General features: G+C 70.1%; 15 protein-coding genes and 1 tRNA gene. 12 read left to right on the top strand and 4 right to left on the bottom strand.

From position 1 onward, the window contains the following. The first annotated feature begins 28 nt into the window (after positions 1-28). The gene (locus ACLBX8_RS13390; protein ID WP_447699556.1) at positions 29-247 is read left to right on the top strand and encodes a hypothetical protein; all 219 of its coding nucleotides are present in this window, start codon (positions 29-31) and stop codon (positions 245-247) included. A 215-nt stretch (positions 248-462) separates the two neighbouring features. On the opposite strand, the gene ACLBX8_RS13385 is transcribed toward ACLBX8_RS13390, so the two are convergent. After that, positions 463-537, bottom strand: a tRNA-Val gene (locus ACLBX8_RS13385). A gap of 476 nt (positions 538-1,013) precedes the next feature. Between ACLBX8_RS13385 and ACLBX8_RS13380 the strand changes: the two genes are divergently transcribed. The 9 genes from ACLBX8_RS13380 to scpA all read left to right on the top strand — a co-directional run bounded on the left by ACLBX8_RS13380 (position 1,014) and on the right by scpA (position 13,297). Further along, positions 1,014-2,057, top strand: coding sequence for a hypothetical protein (locus tag ACLBX8_RS13380; protein ID WP_091926348.1), 1,044 nt, complete (start codon positions 1,014-1,016; stop codon positions 2,055-2,057). Beyond that, complete coding sequence (locus tag ACLBX8_RS13375; RefSeq protein ID WP_091978268.1) at positions 2,057-4,243, top strand: glycosyltransferase family 2 protein; 2,187 nt, start codon at positions 2,057-2,059, stop codon at positions 4,241-4,243. Before ACLBX8_RS13380 ends, ACLBX8_RS13375 begins: the two co-directional genes overlap by 1 nt. Before the next feature lie 168 nt (positions 4,244-4,411). Further along, entirely contained in the window at positions 4,412-5,743 is a 1,332-nt protein-coding gene (locus ACLBX8_RS13370) for an MFS transporter (protein WP_020093237.1), read from the top strand. Between the two features lie 139 nt (positions 5,744-5,882). Continuing rightward, complete coding sequence (gene cyoA / locus ACLBX8_RS13365; protein ID WP_447715291.1) at positions 5,883-7,115, top strand: ubiquinol oxidase subunit II; 1,233 nt, start codon at positions 5,883-5,885, stop codon at positions 7,113-7,115. Between the two features lie 75 nt (positions 7,116-7,190). Beyond that, complete coding sequence (gene cyoB, locus ACLBX8_RS13360; RefSeq protein ID WP_020093235.1) at positions 7,191-9,191, top strand: cytochrome o ubiquinol oxidase subunit I; 2,001 nt, start codon at positions 7,191-7,193, stop codon at positions 9,189-9,191. Between the two features lie 4 nt (positions 9,192-9,195). Beyond that, a complete protein-coding gene (gene cyoC / locus ACLBX8_RS13355) occupies positions 9,196-9,828 on the top strand; it encodes a cytochrome o ubiquinol oxidase subunit III (RefSeq protein ID WP_020093234.1) in 633 nt (210 codons plus the stop codon). Then, a complete protein-coding gene (cyoD, locus tag ACLBX8_RS13350; protein WP_020093233.1) occupies positions 9,825-10,220 on the top strand; it encodes a cytochrome o ubiquinol oxidase subunit IV in 396 nt (131 codons plus the stop codon). The genes cyoC and cyoD overlap by 4 nt, the downstream gene beginning before the upstream one ends. A gap of 74 nt (positions 10,221-10,294) precedes the next feature. Further along, positions 10,295-11,014 carry an SURF1 family protein gene (locus ACLBX8_RS13345; protein ID WP_091978267.1) on the top strand — a complete coding sequence of 240 codons (720 nt, stop codon included), beginning with the start codon at positions 10,295-10,297 and terminating at the stop codon, positions 11,012-11,014. Between the two features lie 117 nt (positions 11,015-11,131). After that, a complete protein-coding gene (gene scpA / locus ACLBX8_RS13340) occupies positions 11,132-13,297 on the top strand; it encodes a methylmalonyl-CoA mutase (protein WP_447715290.1) in 2,166 nt (721 codons plus the stop codon). Between the two features lie 55 nt (positions 13,298-13,352). Here scpA and ACLBX8_RS13335 read toward each other — a convergent pair whose 3' ends face one another. Then, entirely contained in the window at positions 13,353-14,465 is a 1,113-nt protein-coding gene (locus ACLBX8_RS13335) for an alpha/beta hydrolase (protein WP_447715289.1), read from the bottom strand. Positions 14,466-14,682: 217 nt separating this feature from the next. On the opposite strand from ACLBX8_RS13335, the gene ACLBX8_RS13330 reads away from it, so the two are divergent. Beyond that, positions 14,683-16,317 carry an alpha-D-glucose phosphate-specific phosphoglucomutase gene (locus ACLBX8_RS13330; protein WP_447715288.1) on the top strand — a complete coding sequence of 545 codons (1,635 nt, stop codon included), beginning with the start codon at positions 14,683-14,685 and terminating at the stop codon, positions 16,315-16,317. Positions 16,318-16,443: 126 nt separating this feature from the next. Here ACLBX8_RS13330 and ACLBX8_RS13325 read toward each other — a convergent pair whose 3' ends face one another. Next, a complete protein-coding gene (locus ACLBX8_RS13325) occupies positions 16,444-16,923 on the bottom strand; it encodes a GNAT family N-acetyltransferase (RefSeq protein ID WP_020093228.1) in 480 nt (159 codons plus the stop codon). Between the two features lie 193 nt (positions 16,924-17,116). Here ACLBX8_RS13325 and rpsD point away from each other — a divergent pair, with 193 nt between their 5' ends. Beyond that, positions 17,117-17,734: a 30S ribosomal protein S4 gene (gene rpsD, locus ACLBX8_RS13320; RefSeq protein ID WP_010686187.1), complete on the top strand. Its 618-nt coding sequence runs from the start codon at positions 17,117-17,119 to the stop codon at positions 17,732-17,734. A 111-nt stretch (positions 17,735-17,845) separates the two neighbouring features. Here rpsD and ACLBX8_RS13315 read toward each other — a convergent pair whose 3' ends face one another. Next, positions 17,846-18,148, bottom strand: a complete 303-nt coding sequence (locus ACLBX8_RS13315; protein ID WP_447699551.1) for a hypothetical protein — start codon at positions 18,146-18,148, stop codon at positions 17,846-17,848. Positions 18,149-18,212 lie beyond the last annotated feature (64 nt).

Genomic DNA, 18,212 nt, shown 5'->3' with positions numbered 1-18,212 from the left:
CACCGCGAAGCACCCGAGGAGGTGCGTCATGACCGCTCCGCAAGTCATCGCAACGATCTTCTTCCTGGTCTCGGTCGGTTCGGCGACGACGCTGGCCCTCATGGCGGCGGCCTCGGCCGTGCTGGACGCGGTCGCGAAGACCTGCGACCGCGCGCGGCCGGACGCGGGACGGGACCGCTCGCGCCGTGTCACGGAGGCCGCCTGTCGGCTGCGCCGCGCGGCCCTCGCCCGCACCGCGATCCCGTAGGATCCCGGTCCCGCCGCCGGGTCGGGCATCGGTTCTGCTCGAGCCTCGTCGTCTCGCCACGCGAGAGGAGGCACGAGCGACGCCGTGAGGGAGGAACGGGCAGGCGCGATGCCGTAGGCCGCGACGGGTTCGGAGAACCCCTCGGTGGGCGATCCTGCCGTGACGTCAGTCTGGGGCGTTCAATCTGGAGACGGGCCGGGAGTCACGGCGCCGAATGGTGGAGACGACAGGGATCGAACCTGTGACCTTTCCCATGTCAAGGGAATGCACTACCGCTGTGCTACGTCTCCATATCGACCGCGATCAGGTTCGACGAACCTGCAAGCCATCGAAATAGTCCAGACTGCTCAGTAACTTATGAGAGTGCCGACTACCGTGTCAAGGTAGTGCTCTCCCGCCGAGCTGCGCGTCCGGGCCGGCGCCGTTCGGGCTCCGGTGGGCGGGGCCTATAGCGGCTGCCCGGCGAGGGCGCAAGCGGAACCTGCGTGACCAGGCCGATCGATCGCGTCCCTCAATGGTCCGGCCGCGGCGCGCGCCGACCCGATCGCCCCGCGCCGCGCGCGGATAGCGCATTCTGCGTCAATGGCTTAGAGACGGGGAGAACGAGCCGGCGGGGGCAACCCGCCGGGATCCGTCTCCGGGCCGAACGCGCCATGGTGCACGCCGACGGGAAAATGCGCTATGGCCCTGCCGCTCGGCATCCGGCCGCGCCGCGACACATGGCGGACACTCGGCGCCGGCATGCCGCCGCCTCACGCTTCAGGACATGCGCTACTTCATCGACCACGATCAGGGCGACTCGATCCGCGGCTGGATCGTGCCGGACAATCCCCTCGCCATCAGCCGGGTCGTGGTCGCGGTCGACGGCCGACGCGTGGCCGAGGTCCCGGCCAGCGTCATCGACGAGGCGTTCAAGCGCAACGGCTGGCACGCCACCGGGCAATGCACCTTCGTGGTCAGCGAGGCCGAGGTGCCGGGCCTGTCCGAGATCCCGCGGCTCGAACTCTACGATGCCGACACCAACGTGCTGGTCTACCGCCGCATGCCGGTCGAGGGTCAGATCCGGCTGCGGACCATGCTGATCAACACCGGCATCGAGCCCGAGACCGTCCTCCAGACGGCGCTCTTCCCGTATTTCCAGCACTGCTACTTCGGCATCCACAAGCTGCCGGACGAGATCCTGAGCTGCGTCCTGGCCGGCCCGGCCGCCCCGTCGGCCTTCCTGTCGGGCGCCGTGACCATCCCGCGCTACGAGAACTTCATGACGCCGGACCTGATGGTCACGGCCATCCTGCTCCAGGAGCCGCAGATCGAGATGGCGGCCCGGATGCGCTGGCTGAAGGCCCGGGCCGCGGATGCGGCCGATCCGGCGCGCAGCTGGCGCCTGGGGCCGCTGGCCGAGGCCGCCGCCTTCGCGGACGGGTACGACTTCTCCGACGTGAAGAGCCTCAAACGCTTCTTCCGGATGCTGCCCGAGCCCGCCTACCGGCTGCTCTACAACCCCCTGACCCGCCAGCTCGGGACCCGCATGCCGGACGACCGGCTGCATCCGGGCAACTCGATCGCGGCGATCGAGATTCTCGCCCGGGTCGGGATCGTCGGCCACAAGACCCGGTTCCCCGCCTTCGCGTCGACGCTGTTCGACCGCCTCGGGATCGGCGCGCCGATCCCGGCGCTGCCGCCGGTGCCGGCCGAGACGCTGGCGCTGGCCGAGCGCCTGAAGAGCGTCAAGGCGGTCGAGGACATGATCGTGTTCGACGTGGCCATGTCGGATGCCGTGAAGGCCTCGGTCGACAAGAGCTGGAGTTGATGGTGCGTTCGACCGGGCCGGCGGTGCCCGAACTCCGCCTCCCGACGGCGCAGGTCGCGGGGCTCTGGGGCAAGCGGCGCGCCCTCCCGGCGCGGGCGGGCTCCGACGGGTTGCGCGTCGCGCTGCCGGATCTCGCGGGCCGCTGGGTCGAGATCATCCTGTCCAACGACCCGGCCGAGGCCCGCGACACCCTCCCCGACATCAGCTTCGTCGGTCCCGACGGACGGGCGGGCACGCTGCTGCCGCAGGAGGCCCGGGGCGGCGGCGCCTTCGCGTGGATCGGCTGCCTGCCCGAGGACGTCGTCGAGCTGCGCGTCGCCGACCCGGCCGGGCGCGTCCCGGTCCGGCTGCGCCGGATCGCCGTGCGCCGCCTCGCCCGGCCGGTCCTGGCCGCCCGCGGGCTCCTGCGCGATCCCGGCCTGACCGTGCAGGCCTTCACCTGGCGGATCCTCGGCAAGAAGGTGCGCGCGCGGGGCTTCCTCGGCCGGGCGCTGCGCCACCGGCGCGTGAGCGGCTACGAGGCCTGGCTCGGGACCCACACCCTGCGCCGCGCGGAGCGGGACGGGATCGCCGCCGAGATCGCCGCCTGGACCGATCCGCCCCTGATCTCCGTGCTGATGCCGGTCCACGATCCGGACCCGAAGGTGCTGCGCGCGGCCCTGGCCTCGCTGCGGGCGCAGCTCTACCCCCACTGGGAACTGTGCGCCGTCGACGACGCCTCCACGCGCCCCGAGATCCCGCGGATCCTGAGCCGGGCGGCCGAGGCCGACCCGCGCATCCGCGTCCTCGCCCGGACGGAGAACGGCCACATCGCCCGGGCGACCAACGACGCGCTGGGCATGGCCCGGGGGGCGGTCTGCGCCTTCATGGACCACGACGACGCGCTCACCGAGGACGCCCTCTACGAGGTCGCCCGGGCGCTGCGCCGCGACCCGGGCCTCGTGCTGATCTACAGCGACGAGGACAAGATCGACGGGCGCGGCCGGCGGTTCGACCCGCACTTCAAGTCCTGCTTCGACCGCGAGCTGCTCTATGCCCAGAACTACATCAACCACCTCACGGTCGTGCGCACCGAGGCGCTGCGCGCCGTCGGCGGCCTGCGCCCCGGCTTCGAGGGCAGTCAGGACCACGACCTGCTGCTGCGGCTGACCGACGGGCTCGACCCCGCCCGCATCCGCCACATCCCGCGGGTGCTCTATCACTGGCGCGCCGCCCAAGGGTCCGGCACCTTCTCGGACCGGGCGCTCGCCCGGGCGGAGGCCGCGCGCCTGCGCGCCCTGGAGGAGGTCGTGGCGCCCTGGGGCGGCCGCGCGGAGCGCGGTCCCGGCGGCTTCAACCGCCTGGTCCGGCCGCTGCCGGCGTCGCCGCCGCGGGTCTCCGCGATCATCCCGACCCGCGACCGGGCCGAGATCCTGTCGGTGACCCTCGACGGGCTGCTCGGCGCGACCGACTACCCCGACATCGAGGTGATCATCGTCGACAACGACAGCCGCGAGCCGGAGACCGCCGCCCTGTTCGCCCGCTACCGGGACGATCCGCGGGTGCGCGTCGTGCCGGTGCCGGGGGCGTTCAATTTCTCGGATCTGTCGAATCGCGGCGCCGCCGCGGCCACCGGCGCGGTGCTCCTGTTCCTCAACAACGACATCGAGGTGCTCGAGCCCGGCTGGCTGGCCGAGCTGGTCCGCCACGCCGTGCGGCCGGAGATCGGGGCCGTCGGGGCCAAGCTCCTCTACCCGGACCACACGATCCAGCACGGCGGCATCGTCCTCGGGATCGGGGGCGTGGCCGGCCACAGCCATCTCGGCGTCGCGGACGCGGATCCGGGCTATTTCTGCCGCATGGTCATCGCCCACGAGGTCTCGGCGGTCACCGGCGCGTGCCTGGCCATGCGGGCGGACGTGTTCGCGGAGGTCGGCGGCTTCGACGCGCAGGCCCTGAAGGTCGCCTTCAACGACGTCGACCTCTGCCTGAAGATCCGCCGGTCCGGCTACCGGATCGTCTGGACCCCCTTCGCGAAATTGATTCATCACGAGTCGAAGAGCCGCGGGGCCGAGGACACGCCGGAGAAGCAGAAGCGCTTCGAGGGCGAGGTGCTGACCATGCTCGACCGCTGGGGCCCGGAGCTGCGTGCCGACCCCTATTACAACATCAACCTGTCACGGAATTCCGCCCATTACCGCGTGTGAGCGGTCCTCACCCGGTGGCGACACCGGTGGTCGCGACCGCGCGGTGCTATGCATGCGTCAGTGGGTAAACTTGCGTCCGGAGCCGGTTGCGGTACCTCTGGACATGCCGCAAGAGGCAGTTCCGGCCAAGGCGTCCCCACGGGCGCGCGGCGAGGGCGACAATCAGAGATGAGTGCGAACACCCCTACGGTCGCGGGCCTGGAGCGCGACGCCCAGCAGGCGATGGGAGACCACAAGGTCCACCCCAACGAGATCGCCATCGGCGTGGTGATCGGACGCGCGTCCGAATACTTCGACTTCTTCGTGTTCGGCATCGCCTGCGTGCTGGTCTTCCCGAAGGTGTATTTCCCCTTCGTCGACCCGCTGAAGGGCACCCTCTACGCCTTCTCGATTTTCGCCCTCGCCTTCATCGCCCGGCCGCTCGGCACCGTGCTGTTCATGGCGATCGACCGGCGCCACGGCCGCAGCGTCAAGCTGACCACGGCCCTGTTCCTGCTCGGCGGGTCGACGGCGGCGGTGAGCTTCCTGCCGCGCTACGACAGCATCGGCATCTCGGCGGTCTACATCCTGGCCGGCCTGCGGATCCTGCAGGGCCTCGCCCTCGGCGGCGCCTGGGACGGCCTCGCCTCGCTGCTCGCCATGAACGCCCCGCGGGAGCGCCGCGGCTGGTACGCGATGATCCCGCAGCTCGGCGCGCCTTTGGGCTTCATGGTGGCGAGCGCCCTGTTCGCGTTCTTCATCGTCAATCTCGACGAGGCCGATTTCATCGACTGGGGCTGGCGCTTCCCGTTCTACTGCGCCTTCACCATCAACGTGGTCGCGCTGTTCGCCCGGCTGCGCCTCGTCGCCACCGACGAGTTCGCCCGGATGATGGACCTCGACCGGCTGCGCCCGGTCCCGGCCCTGGAGCTGTTCCGCCACCACGCCGGCGACGTGGTCCGCGGCGCCTTCGTGCCGCTCGCCGCCTTCGCGCTGTTCCACCTCGTAACGATCTTCCCGATCGCGTGGCTCGCGCTGAACAGCACGACCCGCTCGCCGGGCGAGTTCCTGATCGTGCAGTTCTCCGGCGCGATCGTGTGCGCCGGCGCGGTGGCGGCCTCGGGGCTGATCGCCGACCAGATCGGCCGCCGCAACTGCCTGATCATGAGCAGCTCGCTGATCGGCTTCTTCGCCGTCGGCAGCATCATCGCGCCGCTCCTGTTCGGCGAGAGCGCCATCGGCCAGACCATCTACGTCACGATCGGCTTCATGCTGCTCGGCCTCGCCTACGGCCAGACCGCGGGAGCGGTGAGCGCCCGCCTCGGCAACCGCTACCGCTACACCGGCGCGGCGCTGACCTCCGACTTCGCGTGGCTGATCGGGGCCGGTTTCGCGCCCCTGGTGGCCCTGTTCCTGTCGCAGCGCTACGGCCTGGCGATGATCGGCGTCTACCTCCTCTCCGGCGCGGTCTGCAGCCTCGTGGCCCTGTTCACCGACCGGTCGGAACTGCGCCAGATGTGAGTCGGCGGCCGGCGGCGCAGGCCGCCCGGCCCGCCCGTGAGCTGACTGGAACGCCGCCTCGCGCGGTACGGCAGAAGCGCCGCGGCAGCGGCATGGCAGAAGTGCCGCGGCAGCGGCCTGGGATGACGAGACGCGTGCTGTGACATCCACGATCCATCGACCGGACAGGACCGACACCGCGACCCGCCGAGGCGGTCGCGCTCGGCGCCTCCTGCCGCTCCTCGCCCTGCCGCTCCTGACCCTGCTCGGCGGCTGCAACTTCGTGGTCCTGCACCCGGCCGGCTACGTCGCCGAGCAGCAGCGCAACCTCGTGCTGGCGGCGACCGGGCTGATGCTCCTGATCATCGTCCCGGTGATCGCCTTCACGCTGATCTTCGCGTGGCGCTACCGCGCCAGCAACCAGGACGCGGTCTACGATCCCGAATGGCACCACTCGACGCAGCTCGAGGTGCTGATCTGGACGGCGCCGCTGATGATCATCATCGCCCTGGGTGCCCTCACCTGGATCGGGACCCACACCCTCGATCCGTTCCGGCCGCTCAGCAAGATCGACCCGAAGCGCGACGTCCCGGCCGGGACGGTGCCGCTCGAGGTCGAGGCCGTGGCCATGGATTGGAAGTGGCTCTTCCTCTACCCGCAATACGGGATCGCCACGGTCAACGAGCTGGCCGCGCCGGTGGACCGGCCGATCCGCTTCAAGATCACCGCCACCGACGTGATGAACACGTTCTACGTGCCTACGCTCGCCGGCATGGTCTACGCGATGCCGGGCATGCAGACCCAGCTCCACGCGGTGATCAACCGCGAGGGTGCCTACGAGGGCCGCTCGGCGCATTACAGCGGCGCCGGCTTCTCCAACATGTTCTTCAAGTTCCACGGCCTGACCACCGACAAGTTCGACCAGTGGATCGCCAAGGCCAAGGCCGAGGGCGGCGAGCTGACCCAGGAGGTCTACCTGAAGCTGGAGGAGCCGAGCGAGGCCGAGCCGGCGCGGTTCTACAAGTCCTACATGAAGGGCCTGTACGACCGGATCATCGGCATGTGCCCCCGGCCCGACCAGATGTGCGTCGGCGAGATGGCGAAGATCGACGCGCAGGGCGGCGCCACCGGCGCGGAGGCCGCGGAGAACTACGCGCGTCTCCGGTACGATAACCGGCTCGCCGAGCGCGGCGTCGAGGGGCCGGGCGCGACGGCGCCGGCCTCCGGAACGGCGCCGCACGGCCAGACGCAGCCGCAGGGCATGCAGCCGCGACCCGACATGGGCAACCCGGACGTCCGGGGCCAGACGACGCCGCCCGACGCCACGGGCCAGGGCTCCGGCGGGGGTCGGAGCGGGGGCATCCAGATCGCCCCGAAGCAGCTGAACCAGTGAGGCCGCGCGTGCTGACAGCGGACTCCACACACACAACCGGCGGTCGCCGTCGAACCCACTGAACGGGCCGATCCCATGTTCGCAAACCTGGACCTACAGCAGCTGCTCGTCGGGCGATTCACGATCGAGCAGATCCCCTATCACGAGCCGATCCTGCAGGGGACGTTCGCCGGCGTGGCCGTCGTCGGCCTCACCGTGCTCGGCGTCATCACCTACTACCGCTTCTGGGGGCCGATGTGGCGTGACTGGATCACGTCGATCGACCACAAGAAGATCGGCATCATGTACTGCATCTTCGCGGGCATCATGCTGCTGCGCGGCTTCGCCGACGCGATCCTGATGCGCTCGCAGCAGGCGGTCGCGTTCGGCGACCAGCAGGGCTTCCTGCCGCCGCACCACTACGACCAGATCTTCACCGCCCACGGCATGATCATGATCTTCTTCGTGGCGATGCCGTTCGTCACGGGGCTCATGAACTTCGCCGTGCCGCTGCAGATCGGCGCCCGCGACGTCGCCTTCCCGTTCCTGAACAATTTCAGTTTCTGGATGACGGTCGCCGGCGGCATGCTGGTGATGGTCTCGCTCTTCGTCGGCGAGTTCTCCCGCGCCACCTGGCTGGCCTACCCGCCCCTCTCGGGGGCGGCGATGAGCCCCGGCGTGGGCGTCGACTACTACATCTGGGCCCTGCAGATCGCCGGCATCGGGACGCTGCTCTCAGGGATCAACCTGATCGCCACCATCGTGAAGATGCGGGCGCCCGGCATGACCATGATGAAGCTGCCGATCTTCGTCTGGTCGTCGCTGTGCACCAACATCCTGATCGTGGCCGCCTTCCCGATCCTCACGGCCGTTCTCGCGATGCTGTCGCTCGACCGCTACGTCGGCACGCACTTCTTCACGAACGACCTCGGCGGCAACGCCATGCTGTACTTCAACCTGATCTGGATCTGGGGTCACCCGGAGGTCTACATCCTGATCCTGCCGGCCTTCGGCGTGTTCTCGGAGATCACCTCGACCTTCTGCGGCAAGCGCCTGTTCGGCTACACCTCGATGGTCTACGCGCTGGTGGTGATCACCATCCTCGCCTACCTCGTGTGGCTGCACCACTTCTTCACGATGGGCTCGGGCGCGGACGTGAACTCGTTCTTCGGGATCACGACCATGATCATCTCGATCCCGACGGGCGCGAAGATCTTCAACTGGATGTTCACGATGTACCGCGGCCGGATCCGGTTCGAGGTGCCGATGCTGTGGGTGGTGGCGTTCATCGTCACCTTCGTGATCGGCGGCATGACCGGCGTCCTGCTCGCTGTGCCCCCGGCGGACTTCGTCCTGCACAACTCGCTGTTCCTGATCGCGCACTTCCACAACGTGATCATCGGCGGCGTGCTGTTCGGCATGTTCGCCGGCGTGACCTTCTGGTTCCCCAAGGCCTTCGGCTTCAAGCTCGACGAGTTCTGGGGGAAGATGGCCCTCGTGTTCTGGGTGACCGGGTTCTACGTCGCCTTCATGCCGCTCTACGTGCTCGGCCTGATGGGCGTGACCCGGCGCATGCAGCACTTCGACGACCCGTCGCTGCAGATCTGGTTCGTGATCGCGGCCTTCGGCGCGGCGCTGATCGCCTGCGGCATCGCCTCGCAGATCATCATGTTCGTGGTCTCGATCCGGAACCGCGACAAGCTGCGCGACCTCAGCGGCGACCCGTGGGGCGGCCGGACGCTGGAATGGTCCACCTCCTCGCCGCCGCCGGACTACAACTTCGCCTTCACGCCGGTGGTCCACGATTCCGACGCGTGGTGGGACATGAAGAACCGCGGCTTCGACCGCCCGCTCAAGGGCTACCGGCCGATCCACATGCCCAAGAACACCGCGGCCGGCGCGATCCTGGCGGCGCTGAACTTCACCTTCGGCATCGCCATGGTCTGGTACGTCTGGTGGCTGGCGATCCTCAGCTTCGTGGCGATCTTCGTCGTGGCGATCGCCCACACCTTTAATTACAATCGCGACTACTACATTCCCGCCGACGTCGTCAGTCGGACGGAAGGTCAGCGGACGCGCGAACTGGAGATGGCGTGATCCGATGATGCACGCGGAGACTGCACCCCCCGGCGCCGCGGCGCCGGTCTTCTACCAGACCGACGAGGAGGGCCATCATTCCGAGGGCTCGACCATGCTCGGGTTCTGGCTCTACCTGATGAGCGACTGCCTCATCTTCGCGACCCTGTTCGCGACCTACGGGGTGCTCGGGCGCAGCTACGCGGCCGGCCCCACCCCGAAGGAGCTGTTCGACCTGCCGGGCATCGCGGTGAACACCGCCATGCTGCTGTTCTCGTCCATCACCTACGGCTTCGCCATGCTGGAGATGGACCGGGACCGGGTGAAGCAGACGCAGATCTGGCTCGCCATCACCGGCCTGTTCGGCGTCGCCTTCGTGGCCCTGGAGATCCGGGAGTTCGTCCACCTGTTCCACGAGGGCGCGCCGCCCTGGCGCAGCGCGTTCCTGTCCTCGTTCTACACCCTGGTCGGGACGCACGGCCTGCACGTCTCGATGGGCATCCTGTGGCTCGTCGTGCTGATGGTGCAGGTCAGCAAGCGCGGCCTGATCGTCGAGAACAAGCGCCGGCTGATGTGCCTGTCGATGTTCTGGCACTTCCTCGACCTGATCTGGATCGGCGTCTTCACCGTCGTCTACCTGATGGGAGTGCTCGAATGAGCGCCGACGTTCACAACGCCGCCGCCGGGCACGGCCACCACGACGCCCACAGCGAGGGCGGGCACGGCACCTTCCAGAGCTACATGACGGGCTTCGTCCTGTCGGTGATCCTGACGGTGATCCCGTTCTGGCTGGTGATGGGCAACGTGCTCGACAACAGCCTCGTCACCACCCTGGTGATCCTGGCGCTCGGCGGCGTCCAGATGGTCGTGCACGTCATCTACTTCCTGCACATGAGCACGAAGTCGGAGGGCGGCTGGACCTTCATGGCGCTGATCTTCACCATCACGCTGGTGGTGATCATGCTCGCCGGCTCGGTGTGGGTCATGTACCACCTCAACCACAACATGATGCCGATGGATGCCCACGACGTCATGAAGAACGCCCGCTGAGCGCGCGTTCGGTTTCGAGACCCGCGGGGTCGGGAGGGGGGTCCGATCCGGGCCCCTCCCCGGCCCCGCTCTCGTTGCTGCGGCGCGCCGTGTTCGGCGCCGGCGCGGGCCTCGTCTTCCTGGTGCTGCTGGGGCTCGGGACCTGGCAGGTGGAGCGGCGGGCCTGGAAGCTCGACCTGATCGCCCGGGTCGATGCCCGGGTCCATGCGCCGCCCGTGCCGGCGCCCGGCGCCGCCGCGTGGCCGCGCGTCGGCCCCGACGACGCCTACCGGCACGTCCGGCTCTCCGGCACTTTCCTGCACGATCGCGAGACCCTGGTTCAGGCCGTCACCGAGCTGGGCGGCGGCTTCTGGGTGCTGACGCCCCTGCGGCGGCCGGACGGGACCGTCGTGCTGGTCAATCGCGGCTTCGTGCCCGGCGACCGGCGGGACCCGGCGACCCGGGCGGCCGGGCAGGTCGCGGGCGAGACCGCGGTGACCGGCCTCCTGCGGCTGACCGAGCCCGGGGGGGCGTTCCTGCGCGCCAACGATCCGAAGGACGGCCGCTGGTATTCCCGCGACGTGGCGGCGATCGCCGCCGCCCGGGACCTGACCGACGTCGCCCCCTACTTCGTGGACGCGGACGCGACACCCAATCCGGGCGGCCTGCCGGTGGGCGGCCTGACGGTGATCGCCTTCCCCAACAACCACCTCGTCTACGCGATCACGTGGTACGGGATGGCGCTGATGCTCGCCGGCGCCGTGATCTACCTGCTGCGGCGCGGCCCGGGGGACCGGGACGCCGAGGCGCGCTGAGGCCTGCTGGGGCGCCGGCGCCGCGCGGCCTCCGCGCGAGGCTTGACCGATAGGGGAGTAGCCCGCTCCGAGCGGGTCCCTATAATGGCGTGACAAACGCCACAACGAGTCAACGCCATGACCTCCCGCATCCCGAACTTCGCCGAAGTCCCGTTCTCAGGCGAATCGCTCGCGGTGTCGGCCCCGGCGCTCGGCGAGCCCTGGATGACGCCGGAGGGCATCCCGGTGAAGGGCCGCTACGGGCCGGAGGACCGGGAGGGCATCGAGTTCCTCGACACCTATCCGGGGATCGCACCGTTCCTGCGCGGCCCCTACCCGACCATGTACGTCACCCAGCCCTGGACGATCCGGCAATATGCCGGCTTCTCCACGGCCGAGGATTCGAACGCCTTCTACCGCCGCAACCTCGCGGCCGGGCAGAAGGGCCTGTCGGTCGCCTTCGACCTCGCCACCCACCGCGGCTACGATTCCGACCATCCCCGCGTCTCGGGCGATGTCGGCATGGCGGGCGTGGCGATCGACTCGATCTACGACATGCGCACGCTGTTCTCCGGCATCCCGCTGGACGAGATGACCGTGTCGATGACGATGAACGGCGCCGTGCTGCCGATCCTCGCCCTCTACATCGTGGCCGCCGAGGAGCAGGGCGTGCCGCCGCAGAAGCTCGCGGGCACGATTCAGAACGACATCCTCAAGGAATTCATGGTCCGCAACACCTACATCTATCCCCCCAAGGGATCGATGCGGATTATTTCCGATATCTTCGCGTATACTTCCAAAAATATGCCGAAGTTCAACTCGATCTCGATCTCCGGCTACCACATGCAGGAGGCAGGCGCCACGAACGACCTGGAGCTCGCCTACACGCTCGCCGACGGCGTCGAGTACATCAAGGCGGGCCTCGCCGCCGGGCTGACCATCGACCAGTTCGCCCCGCGCCTGTCGTTCTTCTGGGCGATCTCGACCAACTTCTTCATGGAGGTCGCCAAGATGCGGGCCGCGCGCCTGATCTGGGCGAAGCTCGTGAAGGGGTTCGATCCGAAGTCGGAGAAGTCGCTGGCCCTGCGCACCCACTCGCAGACCTCGGGCTGGTCGCTCACCGCCCAGGACGTGTTCAACAACGTCACCCGCACCAACATCGAGGCGATGGCGGCGACGCAGGGGGGCACGCAGTCGCTCCACACCAACGCGCTGGACGAGGCGCTGGCGCTGCCCACCGACTTCTCGGCCCGGATCGCCCGCAACACCCAGCTGTTCCTGCAGCAGGAGAGCGGCACCACCCGGATCGTCGATCCGTGGGGCGGCTCCTACTACGTCGAGAAGCTCACCGCCGACATGGTCGCCCGGGCCTGGGAGCATATCCGCGAGGTCGACGGGCTCGGCGGCATGGCCAAGGCGATCGAGGCCGGCATCCCGAAGCTGCGGATCGAGGAGGCCGCCGCCCGCGCCCAGGCGCGGATCGATTCCGGCCGCCAGACCATCGTGGGCGTGAACAAGTTCCGGGCCGACGACGAGATGGCGATCGAGCTGCTGCGGGTGGACAACGGCAACGTCCGCCGGCTCCAGATCGACAAGCTCAAGCGCCTGCGCGCCGAGCGCGACGAGGCGACGGTCGCGGACCGGCTCGACGCGCTCACGAAGGCCGCCGACGGCACCGGCAACCTGCTCGAACTCGCCGTCGACGCGGCCCGCGCCAAGGCGACGGTGGGCGAGATTTCCGAGGCCCTGGAGAAGGCCTGGGGCCGGCACCGCGCCGAGATCCGCTCGATCTCCGGCGTCTACAAGCGCGAGGTGGGGGGCATGTCGCCAGTGGTCGAGGAAGTCCGGGCGCTGGTCGAGGCGTTCGAGGAGAACGACGGCCGCCGGCCGCGCATCCTGGTCGCCAAGATGGGCCAGGACGGTCACGACCGCGGCCAGAAGGTGATCGCCTCGGCCTTCGCGGATCTCGGCTTCGACGTGGATATCGGGCCGCTCTTCGCCACGCCGGCCGAGGCCGCCCGGCAGGCGGTGGAGAACGACGTCCACGTCGTCGGCGTCTCGTCGCTGGCGGCCGGCCACCTGACGCTGGTGCCGGAGCTGAAGGCGGCGCTCACCGAGCAGGGCCGCGACGACGTGATGATCGCCATCGGCGGCGTCATCCCGCCGGGCGACTACGAGGCGCTGACGGCGGCGGGCGCGGCGGCGATCTTCCCGCCCGGCACGGTGATCGCCGAGGCGGCCGCCAAGCTGATCCGCGCGCTGAACGAGCGGCTGGGCTACGCGGCCCGGCAGGCGGCGGAGTAGGGCGAGCCTCCCGCGGCGGCCGGGCTGGCCGCCGCGGACCTTGTGCCGAGGCGCCTCAGTTCAGCGCCTGCGGGTCCGCCTCCGTGAGGAACGCCCCGACGGCGTGGAGGAACTGCATGCGGTTCTTCTCCATCATCACCGTGTGGGTGCCCTCCCCCAGCTCGACGAAGCGCTTGTACGGGGCGTGGGTGAGCTTGGCGAAGTATTCCTGGGCCTGGTAGCTCGGCAGGTCGGCGTCCCACTCGGCGTGGATGATCAGCACCGGCACGCGGATCTCGCCCGGGTCGTAGAGCGGCTTGCCGGCCGCCCAGTAGGCGTCCTTGTCGGCGACCGTGCCGTTCGGCGCGCGCAGGACCGGCGGCGACCGCTTCGCGCCGGCCGCGTCGGTCGCGAAGGTCGCGTCGGCCCACTGGTCGAACCAGCCCGCCGGGATCAGGTCGGCCTTCTTGTCCTCGGGCACCCCGGTCAGCCAGCGGGCCCGGGCGCTGTCCCGGCTGACGGTGCGGTAGGCCCCGACCTTGCCACCGCCGCCGATCAGGCCCGGCGTGCGCGCGAGCCATTGCGGCGCGTAGAGGACGAGGCGGTTGACGCTGTCGTTGTGGGTGCTGGTGTAGAGCCCCATGGTGGAGGTCCCCCAGGACCAGCCCATCAGGTCGATCTTCTCGACGCCGCGCCGCTTCTTGATGAAGTCGACGACCTGCCCCACCACCTTGGCGGCGTCGGGCGTGCGCATCAGCGGCGGGTTGTCGTCCGGCGGCGCGTCCATGGCGGCCGGGCGCCCCGACAGGCCGTAGCCCGGCAGGTCCACGCAGTAGACGTCGAAGCCGAGGCCCGCGAGGTAGTCCATGGCCGACATCCCGCCGAGCGGCAGGTCGAAGGCCGTGGAGGACGGGTAGGTCGAGCCGTGCACGTAGAGCAGGATCCGGTCGCCCGGGAACGTGTCGGTGCCGGCCGGGCGCTTGTTGCACACGTAGATGTCGACGCCCGGCTCGCTCCAGGGCAGGCGGAACTCTTCCGTGGCCAGCCGGGCCGCGGGAGCCGCGACGGCAGGGGCCGCCGCGGCCGCGACCGCCGCCCCGGCGGCGAGCGCCCCGACCAGCTCGCGCCGGGCCAGACCCCGGCCCGGTCGTGCTCCGTTCGGATCTGTCCGCATCGGTCTGTCCGCCATGGTTTCCTCCGGTCCGCCTTGTCTGGCGGCTCGGGCGATTGAACCGGCGGGTGCCGGCGGGCGCAACGCTCCGGGGCGGCCGGCGGCGGACAGGCGGCGGGTTCCGTCGCCCGATCCGGCGAAACCGCGTGATAAAAGCCCGCCCCTGTCGCCGGGGCTGGTGACGCCGCGCCTCCGCGCGGGCATTGAGGCGGGAGAGCCCGGGAGACGCCCGCTTATGACGACCCCGACGACCGTCGCGACCAAGCCCTTCCCCGACCAGAAGCCGGGCACCTCCGGCCTGCGCAAGAAGGTGCCGGTGTTCCGGCAGCCGAACTACGTCGAGAACTTCGTCCAGGCGATCTTCGACACCCTGCCCGACAGGGCGGGCGCCACCCTGGTGCTGGGCGGCGACGGCCGGTTCCTCAACCGCGAGGTGGTGCAGAAGACGCTGCGGCTGGCCGCCGGAAACGGCTTCGGCCGGGTTCTGGTCGGGCAGGGCGGCCTGCTCTCGACGCCGGCCGCCTCCTGCGTGATCCGGAAGGCCAAGGCGCTCGGCGGCATCGTCCTCTCGGCGAGCCACAACCCGGGCGGCCCGGAGGGCGATTTCGGCATCAAGTTCAACGCCGCCAACGGCGGCCCGGCACCGGAAACCGTCACCGACGCGATCTTCGCGCGGGCCAAGGCGCTGACGGAGTACCGCGTCGTCGAGGCCCCGGACCTCGACCTCGACACGCTCGGCGACACCCGCCTCGGCGCCATGACGGTCACGGTGATCGACCCGGTGGCCGATTACGCCGAGCTGATGCGCACGCTGATCGACTTCGACGCGGTGTCGCGGCTGTTCGCCTCCGGCTTCCGCATGCGCTTCGACGCCATGAGCGCGGTGACGGGGCCGTACGCGACGGCGATCCTCGAAGGGATGCTCGGCGCCCCCGCCGGCACGGTGGTCAACGCCGTGCCGAAGGAGGATTTCGGCGGCCACCACCCGGACCCGAACCCGGTCCACTGCCACGACCTGTTCGACCTGATGCAGGGCCCGGACGCGCCGGATTTCGGCGCCGCCTCGGACGGCGACGGCGACCGCAACATGATCGTGGCCCCGGGCCTGTTCGTGACGCCGAGCGACAGCCTCGCGCTGCTCGCCGCCCACGCCCACCGGGCGCCGGGCTACGCCGGCGGGCTCGCCGGTGTCGCGCGGTCCATGCCCACGAGCCGCGCCGCCGACCGGGTCGCCGCCGCCCTCGGCATCGAGGCCTACGAGACACCCACCGGCTGGAAGTTCTTCGGAAACCTGCTGGATGCGGGCCTCATCACCCTGTGCGGCGAGGAGAGCGCCGGCACCGGCTCGAACCACGTGCGCGAGAAGGACGGGCTCTGGGCGGTGCTGCTCTGGCTCAACATCCTGGCCGCCACCGGCGAGCGCGCCGACGCGCTGGTGCGGGCGCATTGGCGCGCTTACGGGCGCGACTACTACGCCCGCCACGATTACGAGGAGGTCGATTCCGACGCCGCCAACGGCTTGATGGACGCGCTCCGCGAGAAGCTCGCCGGGCTGCCGGGCACGCGGATCGGCGACCTCACGGTGTCGACGGCCGACGAGTTCGCCTACCGCGACCCGGTCGACGGCTCGCTCACCGAGCGCCAGGGCATCCGGATCGGCTTCGCCGAGGACGCGCGGGCGGTGTTCCGGCTCTCGGGCACCGGCACCGCCGGGGCGACGCTGCGGGTTTACCTGGAGCGCTACGAGAACGCGCCGGACCGGCTCGACTTGGCCGTGGCCGAGGTGCTGGCCCCGGTGGCCGCCGCAGCCCGCGCGATCGCCGAGATCGCGCCGCGCACCGGAAGGCCTGAGCCGAGCGTGGTGACCTGAGGAAGCGGGGCGACGCCCCGTCTTTGCGAGCGCAGCGAAGCAATCCAGCGGCGCCAGACTCTGCGGCGGCGCGCCACCCTGGGTCGCTTCGCTGCGCGCGATGGCGGCAGGGCCGGCGCCGATTCCTCAAACCAGGTCCTTCACCATGTGCACGGTGACGTCGTCGTCGCGGGTCCGGCCCGGTCCGTCGTAGAGCTCCTCCCGCTCCACCCGGTAGCCGAGTGCCCCGTAGAGGCGCAGGTTCGCCGTGTACTTCTTGTTGGTGTAGAGGCGCAGTCGCGTCAGCCCGGCCTCGCCCGCGACCGCGTCGGCGCGTCCCATCAGCCGGCTGCCGAAGCCCCGGCCCTGGAAGGCCGGATGCACCGCGACGTTGACGACCAGAAGGTGATCGGCCTCGGTCCGCGTCTCGATCAGGCCGGCGAGATCCGGGCCGGCCACCAGCAGGTCGAAGCGGTGGTCCCGCAGAGCCTGCGCGTAGTCCGCCCGCATGGGGATCGGCAGGCGGCCGATCACCGGGATCCACTTCGTGTAGGCCGCCTCCACCAGCGCCCGGATCGCGTCCGCGTCCGCGGGCGCACCGCGCCGGAGCGCGACTGACTCGTTCATCTGACCTCTCACGGTTGACCGCGGCGCGTCCGTCCCCTAAAGACCCGCCCGTCGATGGGGCTCCGCACGGGGCCCCGTCGCGTTTTCACGCGCACCCGTGGGCGGGATCCTCCCGCCCTGTCGTCCCGGACCGAGAAGGGCCGGGAAAAGGAGGGCGCGTTCCTCATTCTCGTCACGAGAGGACGCGGAAGATATGTCGAAGCGGATTCAGGCGAAGCACAAGCTCGACCGCCGCATGGGCCAGAACATCTGGGGCCGCCCGAAGAGCCCCGTCAACCGCCGCGAGTACGGCCCCGGCCAGCACGGCCAGCGCCGCAAGGGCAAGATGAGCGACTTCGGCACGCAGCTGCGCGCCAAGCAGAAGCTCAAGGGCTACTACGGCAACATCACCGAGAAGCAGTTCCGCCGCTACTACGCCGAGGCGATCCGCCTGCGCGGCGATTCCGGCGAGAACCTCGTCGGCCTGCTCGAGCGCCGCCTCGACGCCGTGGTCTACCGGGCGAAGTTCGTCGCGACCCCGTTCGCCGCGCGTCAGTTCGTCAACCACGGCCACGTCAAGGTGAACGGCGTCCGCGTCAACATCCCGAGCTACCAGGTGAAGGCCGGCGACCTCATCGAGGTCAAGGAGTCGTCCCGCCAGCTGGAGATCGTCATCGTGGCGACCCAGCTCTCCGAGCGCGACGTGCCGGACTACATCGAGGCCGACCACGCCAAGATGACCGCCCGCGTCACCCGCATCCCCAGCTTGTCCGAGGTGCCCTACCCGGTGCAGATGGAGCCGAACCTCGTCATCGAGTTCTACTCCCGCTGATCCTGTCGCCCCGGCGACCGATGGAGGGGCTGCCCGTTCGGGCGGCCCCTTCGCGTTTCGATACCCTCGTCCCGAAGGCCGGCCTCCGGCACCCGGGACGGGGCGCGGGCCTCAGCAGCCGTGGCAGATCGAGCCCATCGTGTGCCGCATCTTGCTATCCCAGGCCTTCGAGCGGGCCTCGGCGGCCTTCTGAGCCTTGATCATCTCGGCCTGGCTCACGGGCTGCGGCAGTCCGGTGGCCGCGGCGTTGCCCGGCGGCTTGGTCTGGCTCATGGGGGTGACCCGGCGGCCGCCCACGATGGGGCCGGCCGGGGTGGCGGGGCCTGGGCCCGCGCCCGGAGCCGGGCTCTGGGCCAGCGCCGGCGTCGCCCCGAGCAGGAGGCCGAGAAGCAGCGCGGGACGAAGAATTGCCATGGACGTGATCTCCCCGGCGGAGGATCCTGTGCCGGCCCCGCCTCATCTGGCGGTGATCCTACCC

It is taken from the genome of Methylobacterium sp. D48H, from assembly GCF_053345715.1.
The sequence above is the reverse complement of the archived record's forward strand: the minus strand, read 5'-3'. Positions and strand labels throughout refer to the sequence as shown.